Origin of the sequence: Clostridium chrysemydis, assembly GCF_015234215.1 — a bacterium.
Lineage (GTDB): Bacteria > Bacillota > Clostridia > Clostridiales > Clostridiaceae > Clostridium > Clostridium chrysemydis.
Window position 1 is genome coordinate 66,956 of record NZ_JADEKP010000003.1, and the last position, 16,718, is coordinate 83,673.

Consider the following 16,718-nt stretch of genomic DNA (forward strand, 5'->3'; position numbering starts at 1 on the left):
AGTTTAGAATATTTAGTTTTGTGGTTGTTTTCTGTATTTAACTGACAAAACTAAAACTATTAAAGCTAGTACTATATTTAACCATTGAGTTCCTTGAATAAAATAATTAACATTATTAATAGCTAAGTTGATAGCTATGCATGTTAAACCAATAGTAAGGATAGACCAATATTGAAGATTCATACCATCGGAATTTTTATTTTTAAATAGCTTATATATTTGAGGCAGGAATGAGTACAATAAAGTACAACTACCTAAAAATTGAGCTATAACACCAAAAGACTTTAGAGATTCCATAAAAACTTCCTCCTAAAATATTCTTATAACTTTGCATCTTTCTTACTGTAGTAAACAATAAGTGAAGTACAAATTATACTTAATACTATATTTATTGATTGGATGATTAATTGTATTCTTGGAATTTGGCAAATAAATTGGTTTATTCCAATACAAGTTATGCCAAAGGTCATAATCACCCAAGATTGAGTACTATTATTTCCAGGACTTTTGGTTTTGATTAATGTAATGATTTGAGGTATAAAACAATAGACGAGTAATATACCACCTACAAAATTGATAATAGTTCCGATTGTTTTTAAAGTTTCCATAATAACTTTCTTATCTCTAAAATATTAAATCGTTTACAATTGGTTTTACATTAAGCTAAGGTAGAAATTTCAGAAACATTCTAGAAATAAGTTCCTCCTTTCAACCTAGTTAATATACTCTCTATTAAATTTTCTTTTGTATGTAAATCTATTTTAATAAAATTAGGAGATTAAATCAAATATTTAACATAATAGGAAAAATACAAAATGTTAAGTCTGTTAATCCACTGTTAAAAAAGTCATTAAACGTTAACAAAGGACTGTCTTAATTTAAGACAGTCCTTAGGGTTTTGCCAAAGTTTAAATAAATATTTTGATATAAAAAAATATAGCAAAATAAAAAATATGCGAAATTATAATAGCTATGTAGATAGCTAAGGTGAAATTAAGTATATAATTTGATATTTTAAGTTGCTTTAAATTTGCACCTTCTATTCTTATTAAAAGATATTTTATTAAAAAGAAAACTAATACTATTTTAATAAAGATACTCAAAATAGGAGACTCAACAATGTTTCTCATAAAGAGGTTAGCTTCTTTAAAGATACCAGTCTCAAGTAATAGAAGAGTAAAAATTATATCAAAAACATTTAAAATATAGAGTAACTTTAGCTTGAATTTAGTTATGTGAACTGAATTTGCTTTTAAAAAATTTAACATAATGAACTCCTTTATTTCTATCTTTGACAGAAAATAAAGAGTTTAGACAAAAATTAAAAAATTTTTTAAAAATAAATCTAAATTTCTATAAGTTTTGCTGAAACTCCCTCTAAAGAATTTAAATCTTCTTTAAGCGCAGATATTTCTTCTTGATTATCTAATAATTCTAAAAGTATTAAACCTTTTTGAGAGCAAGCGTCAGCTGTTGCTTCGTGAAGCCCAAGTCTAACTTTTATTGTACAACCGTATTTAGTTAAAATCTCTTGAACCTTTGGTGCAATCTTGTTTCTAGGTGTTATTTTGATAGCCATAATATAAAACATAGCAAATCCTCCTTACTTATTTTTTATTATTTTAACACAAACTAGAAAAAATATCCTAAAATACATAGAATTAAAAAATTAAATATTTTATACTTAAATAAAAGGAAGGGAAGTGAAATTAATGAGTAAAAAATGTGTTATTTATGATTTAGATGGAACAGTTTTAGATACAGAGGAGATGAATTTTATTCCGCTACAGAAGCTTATAAAAGAAGAATTAAACAAAGATATAGAATATGAAGATCTTTTAAAGTATAGGGCGAATGCTGGGCTTAAAACTATAGAAGAATTAGGGTTTAGTGATATAGAAGGGTCTTATAAAAAGTGGGTAAGATATGTAAATGAGTATGAAAAAGGAGCAAAACTTTATGAGAACTTCGATAAGGTTATAGAAGAAGTTTCAAAAATGGGAATTATTCAAGGAATAGCAAGTTCTAAGATGAGAAAGCAATACGAAATAGACTTTTATGATACAGGATTACATAAATATATGGAATGCGAAGTTTTAGCAGAAGATACAGAAAAACATAAACCAGACCCAGATCCAATACTTAAAGCTCTAGAATTATTAAATATAAACCCTAGTGAAGCTTTATATGTAGGGGATACTGAGTCAGATATGAGAGCTTCTAAAGAAGCAAAGGTTGAGTTTGCTCTAGCGAAGTGGGGATGTATTGATGTAGATAAAGTAAAGGCAGATTATTATTTAGATGAACCGGAAGATTTACTTAAAATATTAAAATAAATCTAAATAATTAATGCGGTGCAAAATATTATGCACCGCATTAATTATAAATTAACTAAGATTATAAAAAGAAGTTTGCGTATACAAGTCCAAAAAGAACAAGAAAAACAAAGATTCCAATTATACCTGACATAAATTTAAGTGCTTCAGTTTTTTCTTTCATAAATAAACCCCCTAAGGCATTAAATAAATTCAAGTTATATTTATATTATAATTCAAAAATTTAAAAATAAATATATAATTATGAATAAAATACAAATAAAGTAAATAATAGGTGTATAAATAATTAAAAATAAAAAATTCAATATTATAAATTAATAATGAATATCCTTTTAGAGCCTAAACTTATTAAATACCTCAGATAAATCATATAAAGTGTATTTATCTCTAGCATTTGTAATCCATTCCTCTGTAAATTTCGTTATTGCTCTAAAATCTTGAGATATCGTCATTTCCTTAGATGAAGACTTAGACAAAACTTCGCAGGCAGTTTCTAAACTCTTACTAGAGGTATTTAGTGAAAAATCACTTTGTATATACATTTCCTCAATACTTATTAACGCTTTATAAAGTTTGTTTATATTTGATAGTTCCTTTATATCTAGAGCTAAAAGAATAGTTGTATCTGAAATATCAAATTTTAATTCCAAAAACATATCTGCATCTTCTATTATCTGCAAGTTTACGTTTGAGATTTTATTTCTATAGAAATAGTATCTGAATATATTATTTATCTTAGGATTAAAGGTATCTTTAGTAATGTGAATTAAAGCTTTATTTGTAAAACAGAATTCTTCATTAGAATTTTTTAAAAGAAAAAATATTCTTTCATTTTCTTCTTTAAGAGTATAATAAATAGAATCAGCTCTATTGTAATCTTTCTTCCATAATATTTCACAAAGGTCCAAACTAATCACATCCTTTACATATATAAAATAAGTTTAAGTTATATAATAATATTTGTCAATTATTTCCAAAAAACTTTAAATTTAAAATTAAAGTTGTATAATTAAATAAATTATAATTATAAAAGGAGATAGAAATGGCAAACATTAAATCAATTGAAGTAAATAAATTAACCAATCTAAAGGATATTAATTTAATAGATATAAGAGAAGAATATGAATATTCATCAGGACATCTAAAAAATGCAAAAAATATTCCTATGGAAGAGTTATTAGAAGCACCAGATGAATTCTTAAAAGAAGAAGAGACATATTACATAATATGTAAAGCTGGAATGAGAAGCTTAAGAGCTTGCAGCGAATTAAAAGAAGAAGGATATAAGGTAATAAACGTTTCGGGTGGGACTTTGAGTTTTAACGGCGACTTAGAAAAATAGGAAAAACTTTTAACTTTGTTAAATATTAAACTAAATTGATAAATAAAATATATTTGTTATAATTATGTAGGTATTTAATAAAAAGGAAAAAGGAGAGAATTTATATGAAAGAAGCTAAGGCGCGGAAGCGGAATATTATATATTTAATATTAGTTTCAATAATAGTTATTTTGCTTGGAGTTAGTGTTTATAATTACAAAGAAAAAATAAAAGCTCAAAAAATTATTTTCCAAACAGGAATTGAATCTATTGAGGGACTTGAGGAAATTTATAAATTTTATGAATCATATCAAGGAAAGCTTTCTTTAAACGATAAAAAAAGGATCCAAACTTATATTGGATTTTTAGCAAGCAATATCGAAAGGGGAAGCTATGTATCTAAAATAAGTGAATTAGAAAACACTAATTTAAAGGATAGTTTAGAAAGTGTAATTGATATAAACGATAAAAATGTTACTTTTAAAGCTATAAAAACATTAACTAGTTTAGATTCTCTTTTAAAAGATATAGAATCAAGAGAAAAAAAGTGTACTAAAGTACTATGTAGTACAGAAGATGATGATAAAAAAATAATAGGATACATACAAGAATTATCTAGTTTTAATAAATAGACTTTCAAATATGAAAGTCTTTTTTTATTTAAGAAGTTATTAAATAAAAGAATCTATTATTAAAGTGTTAAAAAATTATGCTAATTAATGATTAAATGACAAAATAATACAAATAAACCCTAAATGTTAACTTAAATTCATAAAGTTCACAAAAAGTATATATTTATCTTTCAGATGTGTTATAATCAAGTACATAAAAGAACATAAGTGGACAAGTGTATTTTACACGTAAACAATGATGGGGTGATATAGATATGGAAAAAGTAAAAAAAGAATCGTTTATAGAGAAGTTTGGTAAGAAAATTCCAGATCCAGTAATTATATTTATGATACTTTACGCAGTAACTTTTGTATTTACTTTAGTTATGGGAGGAAAGGAATTTACAACTTTAGGAGCAGACGGAGCAGATATTACATATAGCGTAAAAAATATGCTTAATGCTGAAAACTTCAGATGGATATTTGATAATGCTCTACTAAACAACTGGCTTGCATACGGTGGAGGAGTACTTGGAACTATTCTTATAGTTATGCTTGGAGTAGGTTTATCAGAAGAATCAGGACTTTTAAGTACTTTAATTAAAAAGATTGGACTAAAGGTTTCAGATAAGTTTTTACCAGTAGTTTTAGTTTTCTTAGGAATAATGAGTAGTATAGCAACAGATGCAGGTTATATAATTTTAATACCACTTGCAGGATTATTATACGTAGGACTTAAAAAGAATCCTTTAATAGGTATGGCGGCAGCATTTGCAGGGGTATCAGCAGGATTTAGTGCAAACCTAATTCCAGGAACTCCTATAGATGTAATAGTTGGAAACAATGCAAAGATATTTGCAGAAGGACAAGGTGTACCTTTTGTATCAAGAGCTGGAGAAGCTTTAAATCCAGCTACAATGCACTATTTCTTTATAGTTGCATCAACTATACTTTTATCAATTATAGGTTACTTTGTAACAGCAAAGTTTGTAAAACCTAGACTTGAAAAAGAAACTTATGTTATACCAGAAGATATGAATTTAAATGATTTTACAGTAAAACCAGAAGAAAATAAAGCATTAAAGAGTGCATTAATTGGATTATTAATAGGACTAGCTATAGTTATATGTTTAGCACTAGGACCTCTTGCACCATTTATAGGTGAAGATGGAAGCAAGGTAAACCCAATAATGGATAATGTAATTTTAATAATAACATTCTTATTCTTTATGACTGGATTATTCTACGGTAAAAAGGTTGGAAAGTTTAAAAATGCAATGGATATAGTAAAAGCTATGTCAAAGCAAATGGGTGGAATGGGATATGTTTTAGTATTAACTTTCTTCTCATATAACTTCTTAGCATTATTAAGTTTCTCAAACCTTGGAACATATATAACATATTTAGGTGCATCATTCTTACAGAACTTAGGTATAGATAAGTATCCTGTATTACTTTTAATAGGATTTATATTAGTAACAGCTTTAATAAATCTATTTGTTGGAGGATTAACTTCAAAGTGGATGTTACTTGGACCTATATTTATTCCAATGTTATATAACGTAAATCAAAATTTAACACCAGACTTAGTTTCAGCTGCATATAGACTTGCAGATTCATCAACTAATGTTATCTCGCCACTTATGTCATACGCTGGAATAATACTAGTGTTTATGAGAAAGTATAAACCAGATTATACTTTAGGCGATATGATAAGATTAATGATGCCTTACTCAATAGCATTTTTAATCTTCTGGACAACTTTACTAGTTGGATTCTTCGTATTTGGATTACCACTAGGATTTTAATTATAAATCAATAGGGCTTAGTACTATATTTTGGTACTAAGCCCTAAATTTTTTAATTAAATATCTCTATTATTCCAAGCACTATAAGAAGAATTCCAGAAGTTATATCTCCGTACTTACCAAGAATCCTACCGAAAACTTTTCCTCCAAGAACTTGACCTAAAAATATAGTTAATAAACTTAAAATAAAGTTAAAAAAACATACTAGAGGTATATTTAAACCTGTTGCACTTGCAGCTATACCTACTCCTAAATTATTTAATGTAAGGCCAAATGCTAAAATCAAAGTAGTTTTTAAATTAAGATCTTTTAAAGTAGAGGTTTTCGAATTCTTTTTAATTACACTTTGAATAGTAAAATATACACCCATAATTACTATAGTAAAAGCTCCTAAAAAGTTTGAGAGGTAATTTGGGAAGATTGAAGAAATTAATTTTCCAACCTCCATAGAAAGAAATGTTCCGAAGGTTCCGATAAAAGCAATTATCAGATTATCAAAAAAAGTTATTTTCTTTTTGCCTATCTCATAAGAAATTCCAATAATAAAATTATCTAAATTAGATGAAAGTCCAAAAAGTATTGCACTTAAAAATTCCATAAAAGTCTCCTAAATTTTAAATATCAAATAAAACTATACACTTTAAATAAGATTAAAAAATAGAATTTAAGTTAATTTATAATTAATATTTTTGATAATATTTAAAACTAGTATATAATTAAAATAGAAAAAGAAATGAATATATATTAAAATAAGAACTAATATAATAATATTTAGGCAAAATAAGAGAAATCTTATTTACGCAAAACTATAGGGACTAAGGTTTAATTACTATGTCAGCCAGCTGCACTTTATTTAAAGGAGCTTTAGCCTTAACTTTTATAGTTAAGGCTTTTTATATTAAAATATTATGGAGATAAAGATGAATAAGAAAAAGATAATAATTAGTATATTAGTAATAATATGCACTGTAATTTTAGCTTTTACTTTAATGAGAAAAGAAGTAACTAAGAGATCTATTCAGTCACAGTATGATTATAAAATATTTTTGAGTAATGATGTTTTTAACGATTTAGAAGGAAGTGAAAAAAAATATAGTGAGCTAGTTAAAACTGAAAAGGACCCTTTTAAAAGGGGAGTATACTATTCTTCTCTTATGAAAATTTATTTAGCTAGAAATGATTACGAAAAGGTAATGGAAGCTTCAAAAAATTCTATTGAAGAATATAGTAAGGTAGAAAATGGAGATTATTTTAAAATTAAAGAGTTAGAGTATTTATCATGGGCGATGTTATCTATAGAAAAGTTTACAGATAGTTTTAACTTAGCTAATGACCTAATTAGCTTAATTAATAATTCAAAAGATAATATATTAAGTAAAGAGGATATTAAAGAAGCCCAAGGACTTGCATATTCTGTCTACTTATGTGTTTACTCTGAGTTCGATATAATAGATAAAGCAGATTTTTATTATAATAAATTAAATAATCTTAATATAACGGACAATTACAAAACGGAATATAGTAAAATGAAGTATTTCTATAAGAAAAAAGATTTTAAAGAAGCATATAAATACGCATTAGCTTATAATGAAATAAATGAAGAATTGGATAAAAAATTTAATACCAATATTTCAGATGCTTCACTTTTAGAAGTAGGACTTTGTGAACTTGAAATAGGAAAGCTTGAAGAAGGAAAAGATAATATAGAGAGAGCTAAATATTTAAATAGACAAATAGGAGATAATCAGGCAATTGCAGATTCAAATGTAGGGTTAGCTGTTTACTATAGAAAAAAAGGGGAAAAGAAAAAAGCTATAGAATACTATAAAAAAGCTATAGATATGCATAATAAAGGTAAGGATTATTATAATGAAAAAAAAGTATTGTATGAGCTTATTACATATTTAGAAGAAAATAATATAAATATAAATGGGATGAATATTTATAAGATATACTATGATGTTGCAAGTACTGAGGCTAACAGTGAGGTTAATAATATAATTTCAAAGATGGCAACTGTAAATGATGATTTAAATGAATCAACTTTAAAGCTCATGAATAGACAACTTAAAATTTTAGAACTTGCATTTGTTATAGGTATAGCAATTATATTAATTTTAATAATAGTAACTCAAAAGTTAAACAAAGTACTAAAAGAGAAGCAAAAAAGTGAAAATATTTTAAAGGAATTAGTAAATTATGATTACTTAACTAGAGTTTGTACTAGAGGTTATGGAGAGGAATTAATAAACGAGAAATTAAAAAATAATAAAGTAACTATAGCAATTTTAGATATAGATAATTTTAAAAAAATAAATGACAGTCTAGGTCATAGCTATGGAGATGATATTTTAAGAAAACTTGGAAAAGTACTAAAAGATTCAGTTTCAAAAGATGAAATTATCTATAGGTATGGAGGAGAGGAATTTGTAATTGCTTTTATCTCTAAAAGTAGAACTGAAGCAAAAGAAATATTAGATAATATTAGAACTAAATTAAAGCTTAACCCTGACGAGAGAGGATTTGTTTTTACATTTTCAGCTGGGGTAAAAGAACTTAAAAACATAGATTTAGAGACCGGAATTAAATTTGCAGACAAATTACTTTATAAGGCAAAAAGTGATGGAAAAGATAGGGTTGAAATTTAATTTAAGGAGACAGGAAATGAAAAAAGAATTTAAATCACAAATAAAAAAAGTAGAAGGTAAGAACGCTTCATACATTGAAATACCTTTTGATGTAGAGAAAGTTTATGGCAAAAGGCGAGTAAAGGTAAAAGCAAAGTTTGATGGGATAGATTATAGAGGATCTATTGTCAAAATGGGAATGCCTTGCTTTATGATAGGCATAACTAAAGAAATAAGAGAAAAGTTAAATAAAACTTTTGGTGATACAGTAAACGTAGAAATAGAAGAAGATTTAGAAGAGAGAGTTATTGAAATTCCAAAAGAATTTGAAGTAGAATTAAACAAAAATCATAAAGCAAAAGATTTTTTAATAGCCTATCATTTTCTATGAAAAAAAAGTACATAAATTCAATAACTAGTGCTAAAAAAGAAGAGACTAAACTTAAACGTATTAAAGATTATATAGAAAAGCTAGAAAATGAAATGAAAATATAAGTTTTAAAAATAATGAAAGGTATGATTTTGAAGTAATTTTAAATCATGCCTTTTTAATTGATTAAATAATATCCAGTCTTATCTAAAATTAATAATTTTCATTATAACTATCAATTTTTACTTTTAAGTATACGATTTTTATCAAAATCGGTAAATTATTAAGTTAAGCTGTTATATTGGTACTGAGGTATACTTCTAAAAAATAAATGGAGGGGTCAATATGGAGTTATTTAATGTTAAAGAGAGAGAAGAATCGGCAGTATGTTGGGGGTGTGCTGTATGTGCAGCATGTTTAGCATGTGCTGGGTGTCTAGCGTGTGTTGTTCCAATAGCAGGACAAGCAGTTACTGCAACTGCAGCAGTAAAAGCTGTTACAGCAGCTGTGGCTATTGCTAGTGGTGTAGGAAGAAGTTAATTTAATAGGTATATATAGTTTTAGGCTATATATACCTTGGAAAAAGGGTGAGGGATATGGGAATTAAAATATTAAGTAAAAATAATAATAACTATGTTTATGATGATAATACTGGATTAGTCTTTCTTGAAAGTGCTAATGATATATCAAAATATGACTATTATAATAATACAAGTAAAGAAATAAAATTTGAAGAAATAGAAAAATTAACGCAGGAAACAATCGAAGATTATATATACTCAAAAGGTAATGGCTTTAATCAAATATTATTAGAAATGACATCACAATGTAACTTAAGATGTAAATATTGTATATATTCAGAACATTATGAATTTACAGAGACGTATAGAGACTGTAAGTTAAGTTTTGAAACTGGAAGAAAAGCACTAGACTACTATTTTAAAAATTTTGATTTGATTTATAAAAGGCATCCAAATAAAAAAGCATCAATTGGGTTTTATGGTGGTGAGCCATTATTGAATTTTGAGGTTTTAAGACAATTAGTTAACTATACTAATGACAGGTATAGCGATAAATATGAAATTATATATAACATAACAACTAATGGATTATTATTAAATGATGAAATAATTGATTTTTTAGTAGAAAATAAATTTGCAATAACTTTAAGTATAGATGGAGATAAAGAGAATCATGACAGAAATAGAGTTAGACTAAACGGAGAAGGTAGTCATGATCAAATTATGAAGAATTATAAAAATCTTAAAGAGAAGTATCCTGATTATGATATGGTTGCAGTTAGTGCATGCTATGATATGAAAACTAATTTTCTTAAGTTAGAAAAGTTCTTTGATGAAAATCAATTATTTGTTTCTAAGCTTGCGCCTATAGAAACAAATAGTACTACTTATTATAAGCAATTTAACGAACAGGATATTTTATTATTTGAGAAAAATATGAATAAAATAATAGAAAAATATAAAAAAGAATTAAAAGAAGGTACATTAAAAAAGAATAGTTTTTTATATGCGTTTGTTGGCATAATGGTAGCAGAATTTTACTTGCATCCAATAATGGCAGAACAAAAACCTTGGTTTATACCTAAAACTGCTTGTTGCGTCCCAGGTGAAAAATTATATATTACAAATGATGGTAAAGTTCATATGTGTGAAAAAATTAATCCTAACTTTTCAATAGGTAATGTAGATAGTGGAATTGATTTTAAAAAAGTATCTGAAATTATAAAGAAGTATAATACGGAAATATGCAAGAAGAACTGTACAAGCTGCAATGTTTCAAGATTATGCAATATATGTTATGCACAAGTAGGTAAACAGGATGTGTTTGAGATTGAAAAATCTTATTGTAAAGATAAAATTTATGATGCCAAAGAGATGCTAAAACTGACGATAGACATATTAGAAGACTCACCAATGGCACTTGAAGATATCACTGTAAACTATTACAAGGAAATATATAAAAAGGCAGGTACTAGAAATGAAAATGTATTTTAGACTAAAACCAGAAGTATATTTAGAACTTGGAGACGAAAAATCAGTTGTCTACAACCTAATTGATACTAATTTTATACACCTAGATAAAGAAAATACAGAAAAGTTGTTAATGGCAGAGAATAACTTAGAAATTCAAAAATCTAAATTGTTTGATAATTTGGAAAAAATTGGCTGGGGTGATTATCATGATAAAAAGGTTTTTCATGATAAGTTAAGAAAATATAATATTTTTAATTTGAATAAATTTTGGAAAGAGGCACCAAATGTAACGCTAGCAACATTACAAATAACAAATGCTTGCGAAAATAATTGTAATCTTTGTAATGAAATATTTTGCCCTTTATGCGTTAAAAGCGAAGATAAAACTAACTGTTTAACATTAGAGCAATGTAAAAATATTATAAATAAAATAAGTTTTTATGGAGTTAAATCAATAATTTTAACAGGCGGGGATTTAAGGAAGGTTACTTTTATCAACGAATTAATTGAATTCATCACATTTAAAAATATAAATATAGAAACATGTATAGTCGGAGGAGAATCAATTAATATAAAAGATAGTTTAATAAGGCTAAACATATTTATATCTAATAAACATGAATTAGATAAAACAATTAAGAATTATAGGATGTTTAAAAATGTAAGAATATTTGCATCTAATAAATCATTACTTTCTGGAGTTAAAGATCTAAATCCTAACTGGATGATCCAAAAAGTAGATAGCGACAAAAATAGTTTTTCAACTAAAAATCTTATTCCTGTTAATCTAGATAGGTATTTTGATAAAAGAATGAGTGATATATGTTTAAATAATAAGATTACAATAGATGCTAATGGTAATGTTATACCTTGTATGGGTAATTATAAGAAGAAGTTATACAATGTATTTGAAAATAAAATGCATGATATTATAAAGGGCATTGAAAAAGATTATTGGAATATTAACATATTAAACAAAGAAGAATATCCGAAATGTAGTTCTTGTGAATTTAAATATGCATGTAATAAATGTAGATTTTCGAATCAAGAAGAAAATTGTCTTGTTTAGGAGGAAGGAATGAATATTTTAATTGAGGGAGTATGTAAGTCTTTTGATAACATAAATGTATTAAATAATATCAATTTAAAAATAGATGAAGGGGAAGTATTTGCCTTAGTGGGGCCTAATGGTTCGGGAAAGACTACTTTAATCAGAATATTATTAAACATATATAATAAGGATAGTGGGAAAGTATTTATTGATGATATAGATATAGGTGATAAAAAGAATGAATATATAAAAACAAAGATTGGCTTTTTACTTGATAATATAGGGTTATTTAAAGATTTAACAGCTATAGAAAATCTAGAATTTTTTCATAGAATTTATAATAAAAATTATAATCCAGAGAAAAGAAAAAAGGAGTTGGAAAAACTTATAGATTTAGTTTCGTTGAGTGAAAATAAGAATAAAAAAATCAATTTCTTTTCTAGAGGAATGAAACAAAGACTTTGCATAGCAAGAGCTTTAGTCAATAATCCAGAACTTATAATATTAGATGAACCACTTAGAGGATTAGATTTAGAAGGGAAATTTGCAGTAAGAGAGATAATAGAAAAATTATCGAAAGAAAACCGTACTATTTTTATTAATTCTCATAATCTAGATGAAGTAGAAAGGATAGCATCAAAAATAGCTTTTATTAAAGATGGATCTATATTAGAATTTGGAAGCACACAAAAAATAATAGAAAAATACTCAAAAAATAGATATAAATTAAAGTTAACTGCTCCTGAAAAATATGAAGAGATGACTAAGTATAAGAATGATATATCTGTATTAAAAAATGGTGATTTAATAGAAATAGAAATTAATAATAAAGAGTTAGACTTATATGAAATAATTGATAAAGAAGATATTGTATATTGTGATAAAATTAAGTCAAGTTTAGAGGATATTTATAAGGAAGTAATGAGCAATGTTTGATTTTGAATGTGCATTTATTTGGAGGGAGTTCTTAAATAAAAGGAAAAATATAAAATCAATATTATTAAATAGTTTAATAATATTGATTTTTATATATATCAACAAAGATATATTTGTTGATAAGTATATAGTTATATGCAATATATTATTTTTTTCTTCGATTTTATATATAGTGGATTCTATTTTGAATAAAGAAGATATTAGAAATTTAGAAATCATATTTGCTTTACCAATTTCAATAAATAAATATATTAAAAGTAAAAGTATATATATTTTAATAAAATCAAGTATAACTGCTTCTTTGATATTAATTGTAGAGGAGTTTTTTATTAATATAAATATATTACAAGAAGATAAATATATTTTTGGTGTTTTACTAATCATTATATTTTGTATAACTTTGATAAATTTATTAAGTAGTATTGCTATCAGGTTCTTAAATAAGTACTTAATTTTTGTAATAGAAATAATATATTTTTTCATTTTGAATATTACTTATGTAATTGATAGTACTATGAAGATGCAAATTTTGATATTAATTATAATGTCTGCAGTTAATATAAGTATAAATATATACTTATATAAGAATTTTAATAATGAAATTTTGTTTAAAAGGAGTTTGAAATAATGAATGCTATTTTATGGAAAAAAATTAAAGCTATGAAAAATCAAAAAATAAAATTGGTTATTAGTATATTATTACCAATACTATTACAGTTTATATATTATGTGAAAGGAATAGATATTAACTTGATAGTTGGATTTATGCCGTATATTTCTGTTTCAATAGGAGCAATATTACTTTTTAATATAGAAGATTTACTTTATTCAGAAGTGATTTTAGGAACTCCACTCACATTAAAAAGGATATGGACAATAAATGCAACAATAATTGTAACGATATCAGTAGTTTATTGTGAACTAATACTGGTAGGCTTATTAATATTAACATCAAGTTTCAGTATAATAACATTTAAGGCGATTATAATGAATCTTATCTCAATTTTATTATCACTAGGGTTGATATTAATGTCGACTATACATTGGAAGAATTATAGTAAGGGTAATCAATATTTAGCTTCTGTTTTTGCTTTAATTAATTTTGTAAGCCCGTTTGCATTTTTATTCTATGCAAACTACTTAATAAATATAAATTTAATAGGTTACTTTATAATATCTATTTTACTAATTATTCTTGGTACTTTATATTTTAAGGCAGGGAACGCAGAAGAATTGATTATAAACGCAGAAGAATTTATTACTTCTTATGATAATCAAAACACTGTAATTAGTGAATAGTATGTTTAGTAGGAAAATTAGAAATATAAAAGAAATAATAGGATTAATAGAAGATGAGGCTTTATTTTTTAATAGAGACTATTATGGATATGTTGAAGATAGAGATAATCTTATAAAAAATGCAAATTATGATAATTTAAAAAATTTCATTACAAAATTTTGTTATGATAAACATTCAACAATTATTAAAAAAACTAACTATATGAAGATATATAATATAAACAATAAAAGGGAATATTTGTATTATGATGTAAAATATAGTAACATATTATATATTTACTTCACTGAGTTCAACAACGAGATAGTTAATAAAATACGTCAAAAATTAAAAGAAACAAAATATACTAAATTAATATTAGATCTTAGAAATAATTGTGGGGGAAGTGTTGAAGCTTGTTCTAATTTATTAAGATTTTTTATAAATAAAAATGAGCTTTTTAAATTAAGATATAAAAATAAATATGTAATTTATAATGGGGGTTATGAAGCACAAGTTTTTGATGATATTTTTATATTTATTGGTGAAAATACAATAAGTAGTGCAGAAATATTTGCATATTCAATGAAAGAGAACCTGAAAGATAAGGTATTGCTAATTGGGAACAAAACAGCAGGAAAAGGAATCGGTCAAAGCATAATTAAATACAGAAAAGAAAAAATGATATTATATATGACAACTTTTGAATGGTACGTAAATGGAAAGAATATTAAAGAAATTAATAAATCTAGAGAGGAAAGTGAATCGCTAAAATCTATAGATGATTATTATAAATATGTTCAATGTTATTTAGGAGGAGAAGTACTATAAAAAAATTTGTAGAAGTTATAATAAAAGTAATAGTAGTAGTATGTTTGCTTGATGTATTTATATTTAATTTTTTTTCAGAGGTTTCTGAAAAAATTTTGATATTAATATCAATTGCTTATTTTGCAAAATTATTTAAAAATATAATTTTAAATAATAGAAGCAGCTTTAAATAGAGTTGCTTCTATATAAGATTTATTAGATGGAGGAGATATGGATATTATAATTTGTGAGGATGACCATATTCAAAGAATCAAACTTGAGAAAATTATAGATAGAATAATTGTATCAAAGGACTTAGATATGAGAGTAAAGTTAAGCACAGATGATCCTGAATGTGTTCTGAAGGAACTTAATAAAAAAAATAATTGTTTATACTTATTAGACGTTGATTTAAATTCTCGAATTAATGGAATTGAATTAGCAGAAAAGATTAGAAAATATGATAAAGAGTGCTCAATTATTTTTATTACAACGCATTCAGAAATGGCACCATTGACTTTTGAATATAAATTAGAAGCTTTAGATTACATAATAAAGGATAATTACGGTGATATAGCTAATAAAATCGAATCTTGTTTGAAATATGCAAATGAAAAAATTCTAACAAAAGATGAATCAAGTGGAATATTTAAAGTTGATAGTAGAACTAGCGGCTTAAACATTAAACTAAATGAAATACTATATTTTGAGACATCTAATAGTATTCATAAGGTGATAATACACCTAGATAATAGAAATATTGAATTTTATGGTAAAATGAAAGAAATTGATGAAAAACTTAGAAATTCTAATTTTTGTAGATGTCATACCTCTTTTATTGTAAATAAGGATAAAATTAAGGAAATTAATAAAAAGAAGCGAGTGCTAAGTATTATAAATGGAGATGAATGTTTGATATCGTACAGGGGACTGAAAAAATTATTAAATAAATAATGTTTAAGTGGTGATGGATAAATGATTTCTTTAAATTCAAAAGAAATATCATATAAGATTTATGAAGTTTTGATAAGTAATACAGATAATACAGATAAATATTCTAAAGATAAAATTTTAATTGGAATTCAGGTAATGGTTATAAATATAAGCAAATTAATTCAATTATTAATAATATCTATATTGTTCGGTACATTGAAAGAAACACTTTGTGTATTTTTTTCTTTCGCATTAGTTAGAAAAAGTGCTGGTGGAATTCATGCCAAGACAAGTTTAAAATGTTCTATTTACACTATTTTTTTAATGCAGATTGTAGTAATGATATCTAAGGTTATAATTTTAGAAAAAATAACTTATTTTACGATTTATATTATTATAAATTACTTTGTTTTTAAATATGCACCTAGGGATACAAATATAAATCCTATAAATACCGGTTTAGAAAGGAGGAAATTGAAAATAGCAACATTAAGGAATGTTAATTTAATATTTGTATGTATTGCAATACTGGATATAAATATATATAAAACATTTATAGTAGGAGGGGTTTGTTTAGCTGTTTTATCAATAATCCCAATATGTGAAAAAATTAATTTGAAAATTTTGTAAAATATGATAAAATAT

Annotated in this window: 20 protein-coding genes and 1 riboswitch; of the genes, 15 read left to right on the forward strand and 5 right to left on the reverse strand. The window is 25.1% G+C overall.

Translation table 11 applies throughout. The annotated features are described in order from the left end of the window. Nucleotides 1–12: 12 nt before the first annotated feature. The 3 genes from INR60_RS10405 to INR60_RS10410 all read right to left on the reverse strand — a co-directional run bounded on the left by INR60_RS10405 (nucleotide 13) and on the right by INR60_RS10410 (nucleotide 1,591). On the reverse strand, nucleotides 13–297 hold the full coding sequence (locus INR60_RS10405) for a PQ-loop domain-containing transporter (RefSeq protein WP_194191466.1): 285 nt from the start codon (nucleotides 295–297) through the stop codon (nucleotides 13–15). Between the two features lie 611 nt (nucleotides 298–908). Continuing rightward, on the reverse strand, nucleotides 909–1,268 hold the full coding sequence (locus tag INR60_RS17705) for a DUF5658 family protein (protein WP_420797487.1): 360 nt from the start codon (nucleotides 1,266–1,268) through the stop codon (nucleotides 909–911). Nucleotides 1,269–1,345: 77 nt separating this feature from the next. Next, nucleotides 1,346–1,591 carry a CPF_0552 family protein gene (locus tag INR60_RS10410; RefSeq protein ID WP_194191467.1) on the reverse strand — a complete coding sequence of 82 codons (246 nt, stop codon included), beginning with the start codon at nucleotides 1,589–1,591 and terminating at the stop codon, nucleotides 1,346–1,348. A gap of 121 nt (nucleotides 1,592–1,712) precedes the next feature. Between INR60_RS10410 and INR60_RS10415 the strand changes: the two genes are divergently transcribed. Further along, entirely contained in the window at nucleotides 1,713–2,336 is a 624-nt protein-coding gene (locus INR60_RS10415) for an HAD family hydrolase (RefSeq protein WP_194191468.1), read from the forward strand. Between the two features lie 332 nt (nucleotides 2,337–2,668). On the opposite strand, the gene INR60_RS10420 is transcribed toward INR60_RS10415, so the two are convergent. Beyond that, nucleotides 2,669–3,244 carry a PH domain-containing protein gene (locus INR60_RS10420; RefSeq protein WP_194191469.1) on the reverse strand — a complete coding sequence of 192 codons (576 nt, stop codon included), beginning with the start codon at nucleotides 3,242–3,244 and terminating at the stop codon, nucleotides 2,669–2,671. Nucleotides 3,245–3,378: 134 nt separating this feature from the next. Between INR60_RS10420 and INR60_RS10425 the strand changes: the two genes are divergently transcribed. The 3 genes from INR60_RS10425 to INR60_RS10435 all read left to right on the forward strand — a co-directional run bounded on the left by INR60_RS10425 (nucleotide 3,379) and on the right by INR60_RS10435 (nucleotide 6,076). Then, nucleotides 3,379–3,678, forward strand: coding sequence for a rhodanese-like domain-containing protein (locus tag INR60_RS10425; protein WP_194191470.1), 300 nt, complete (start codon nucleotides 3,379–3,381; stop codon nucleotides 3,676–3,678). A gap of 104 nt (nucleotides 3,679–3,782) precedes the next feature. Then, on the forward strand, nucleotides 3,783–4,289 hold the full coding sequence (locus INR60_RS10430; RefSeq protein ID WP_194191471.1) for a hypothetical protein: 507 nt from the start codon (nucleotides 3,783–3,785) through the stop codon (nucleotides 4,287–4,289). Nucleotides 4,290–4,543: 254 nt separating this feature from the next. Then, a complete protein-coding gene (locus INR60_RS10435; RefSeq protein WP_194191472.1) occupies nucleotides 4,544–6,076 on the forward strand; it encodes an AbgT family transporter in 1,533 nt (510 codons plus the stop codon). A gap of 52 nt (nucleotides 6,077–6,128) precedes the next feature. Here INR60_RS10435 and INR60_RS10440 read toward each other — a convergent pair whose 3' ends face one another. After that, complete coding sequence (locus INR60_RS10440; RefSeq protein ID WP_194191473.1) at nucleotides 6,129–6,674, reverse strand: manganese efflux pump MntP; 546 nt, start codon at nucleotides 6,672–6,674, stop codon at nucleotides 6,129–6,131. 166 nt (nucleotides 6,675–6,840) lie between these two features. Next, nucleotides 6,841–6,926, forward strand: a riboswitch (cyclic di-GMP riboswitch). 70 nt (nucleotides 6,927–6,996) lie between these two features. On the opposite strand from INR60_RS10440, the gene INR60_RS10445 reads away from it, so the two are divergent. From INR60_RS10445 to INR60_RS10490, 11 genes are all read left to right on the forward strand, one after another. After that, entirely contained in the window at nucleotides 6,997–8,724 is a 1,728-nt protein-coding gene (locus INR60_RS10445) for a tetratricopeptide repeat-containing diguanylate cyclase (RefSeq protein WP_194191474.1), read from the forward strand. 16 nt (nucleotides 8,725–8,740) lie between these two features. After that, nucleotides 8,741–9,094 (forward strand): DUF1905 domain-containing protein, encoded by a 354-nt coding sequence (locus INR60_RS10450; protein WP_238480433.1) that lies wholly within the window; start codon nucleotides 8,741–8,743, stop codon nucleotides 9,092–9,094. Beyond that, the gene (locus INR60_RS17375) at nucleotides 9,091–9,198 is read left to right on the forward strand and encodes a YdeI/OmpD-associated family protein (RefSeq protein ID WP_238480434.1); all 108 of its coding nucleotides are present in this window, start codon (nucleotides 9,091–9,093) and stop codon (nucleotides 9,196–9,198) included. The genes INR60_RS10450 and INR60_RS17375 overlap by 4 nt, the downstream gene beginning before the upstream one ends. Nucleotides 9,199–9,418: 220 nt before the next feature. Next, a complete protein-coding gene (locus INR60_RS10455) occupies nucleotides 9,419–9,613 on the forward strand; it encodes a hypothetical protein (RefSeq protein WP_194191475.1) in 195 nt (64 codons plus the stop codon). 56 nt (nucleotides 9,614–9,669) lie between these two features. After that, nucleotides 9,670–11,088 carry a radical SAM protein gene (locus tag INR60_RS10460; RefSeq protein ID WP_194191476.1) on the forward strand — a complete coding sequence of 473 codons (1,419 nt, stop codon included), beginning with the start codon at nucleotides 9,670–9,672 and terminating at the stop codon, nucleotides 11,086–11,088. Further along, nucleotides 11,072–12,136 (forward strand): SPASM domain-containing protein, encoded by a 1,065-nt coding sequence (locus INR60_RS10465; protein ID WP_194191477.1) that lies wholly within the window; start codon nucleotides 11,072–11,074, stop codon nucleotides 12,134–12,136. Before INR60_RS10460 ends, INR60_RS10465 begins: the two co-directional genes overlap by 17 nt. A gap of 9 nt (nucleotides 12,137–12,145) precedes the next feature. Continuing rightward, nucleotides 12,146–13,054, forward strand: a complete 909-nt coding sequence (locus INR60_RS10470) for an ABC transporter ATP-binding protein (protein WP_194191478.1) — start codon at nucleotides 12,146–12,148, stop codon at nucleotides 13,052–13,054. Nucleotides 13,055–13,681: 627 nt separating this feature from the next. Beyond that, nucleotides 13,682–14,353 carry a hypothetical protein gene (locus INR60_RS10475; protein ID WP_194191479.1) on the forward strand — a complete coding sequence of 224 codons (672 nt, stop codon included), beginning with the start codon at nucleotides 13,682–13,684 and terminating at the stop codon, nucleotides 14,351–14,353. 1 nt (nucleotide 14,354) lies between these two features. Next, on the forward strand, nucleotides 14,355–15,161 hold the full coding sequence (locus INR60_RS10480) for a S41 family peptidase (RefSeq protein ID WP_194191480.1): 807 nt from the start codon (nucleotides 14,355–14,357) through the stop codon (nucleotides 15,159–15,161). A gap of 210 nt (nucleotides 15,162–15,371) precedes the next feature. Continuing rightward, on the forward strand, nucleotides 15,372–16,094 hold the full coding sequence (locus INR60_RS10485) for a LytR/AlgR family response regulator transcription factor (RefSeq protein ID WP_194191481.1): 723 nt from the start codon (nucleotides 15,372–15,374) through the stop codon (nucleotides 16,092–16,094). 21 nt (nucleotides 16,095–16,115) lie between these two features. After that, a complete protein-coding gene (locus INR60_RS10490; RefSeq protein ID WP_194191482.1) occupies nucleotides 16,116–16,703 on the forward strand; it encodes an accessory gene regulator ArgB-like protein in 588 nt (195 codons plus the stop codon). Nucleotides 16,704–16,718 lie beyond the last annotated feature (15 nt).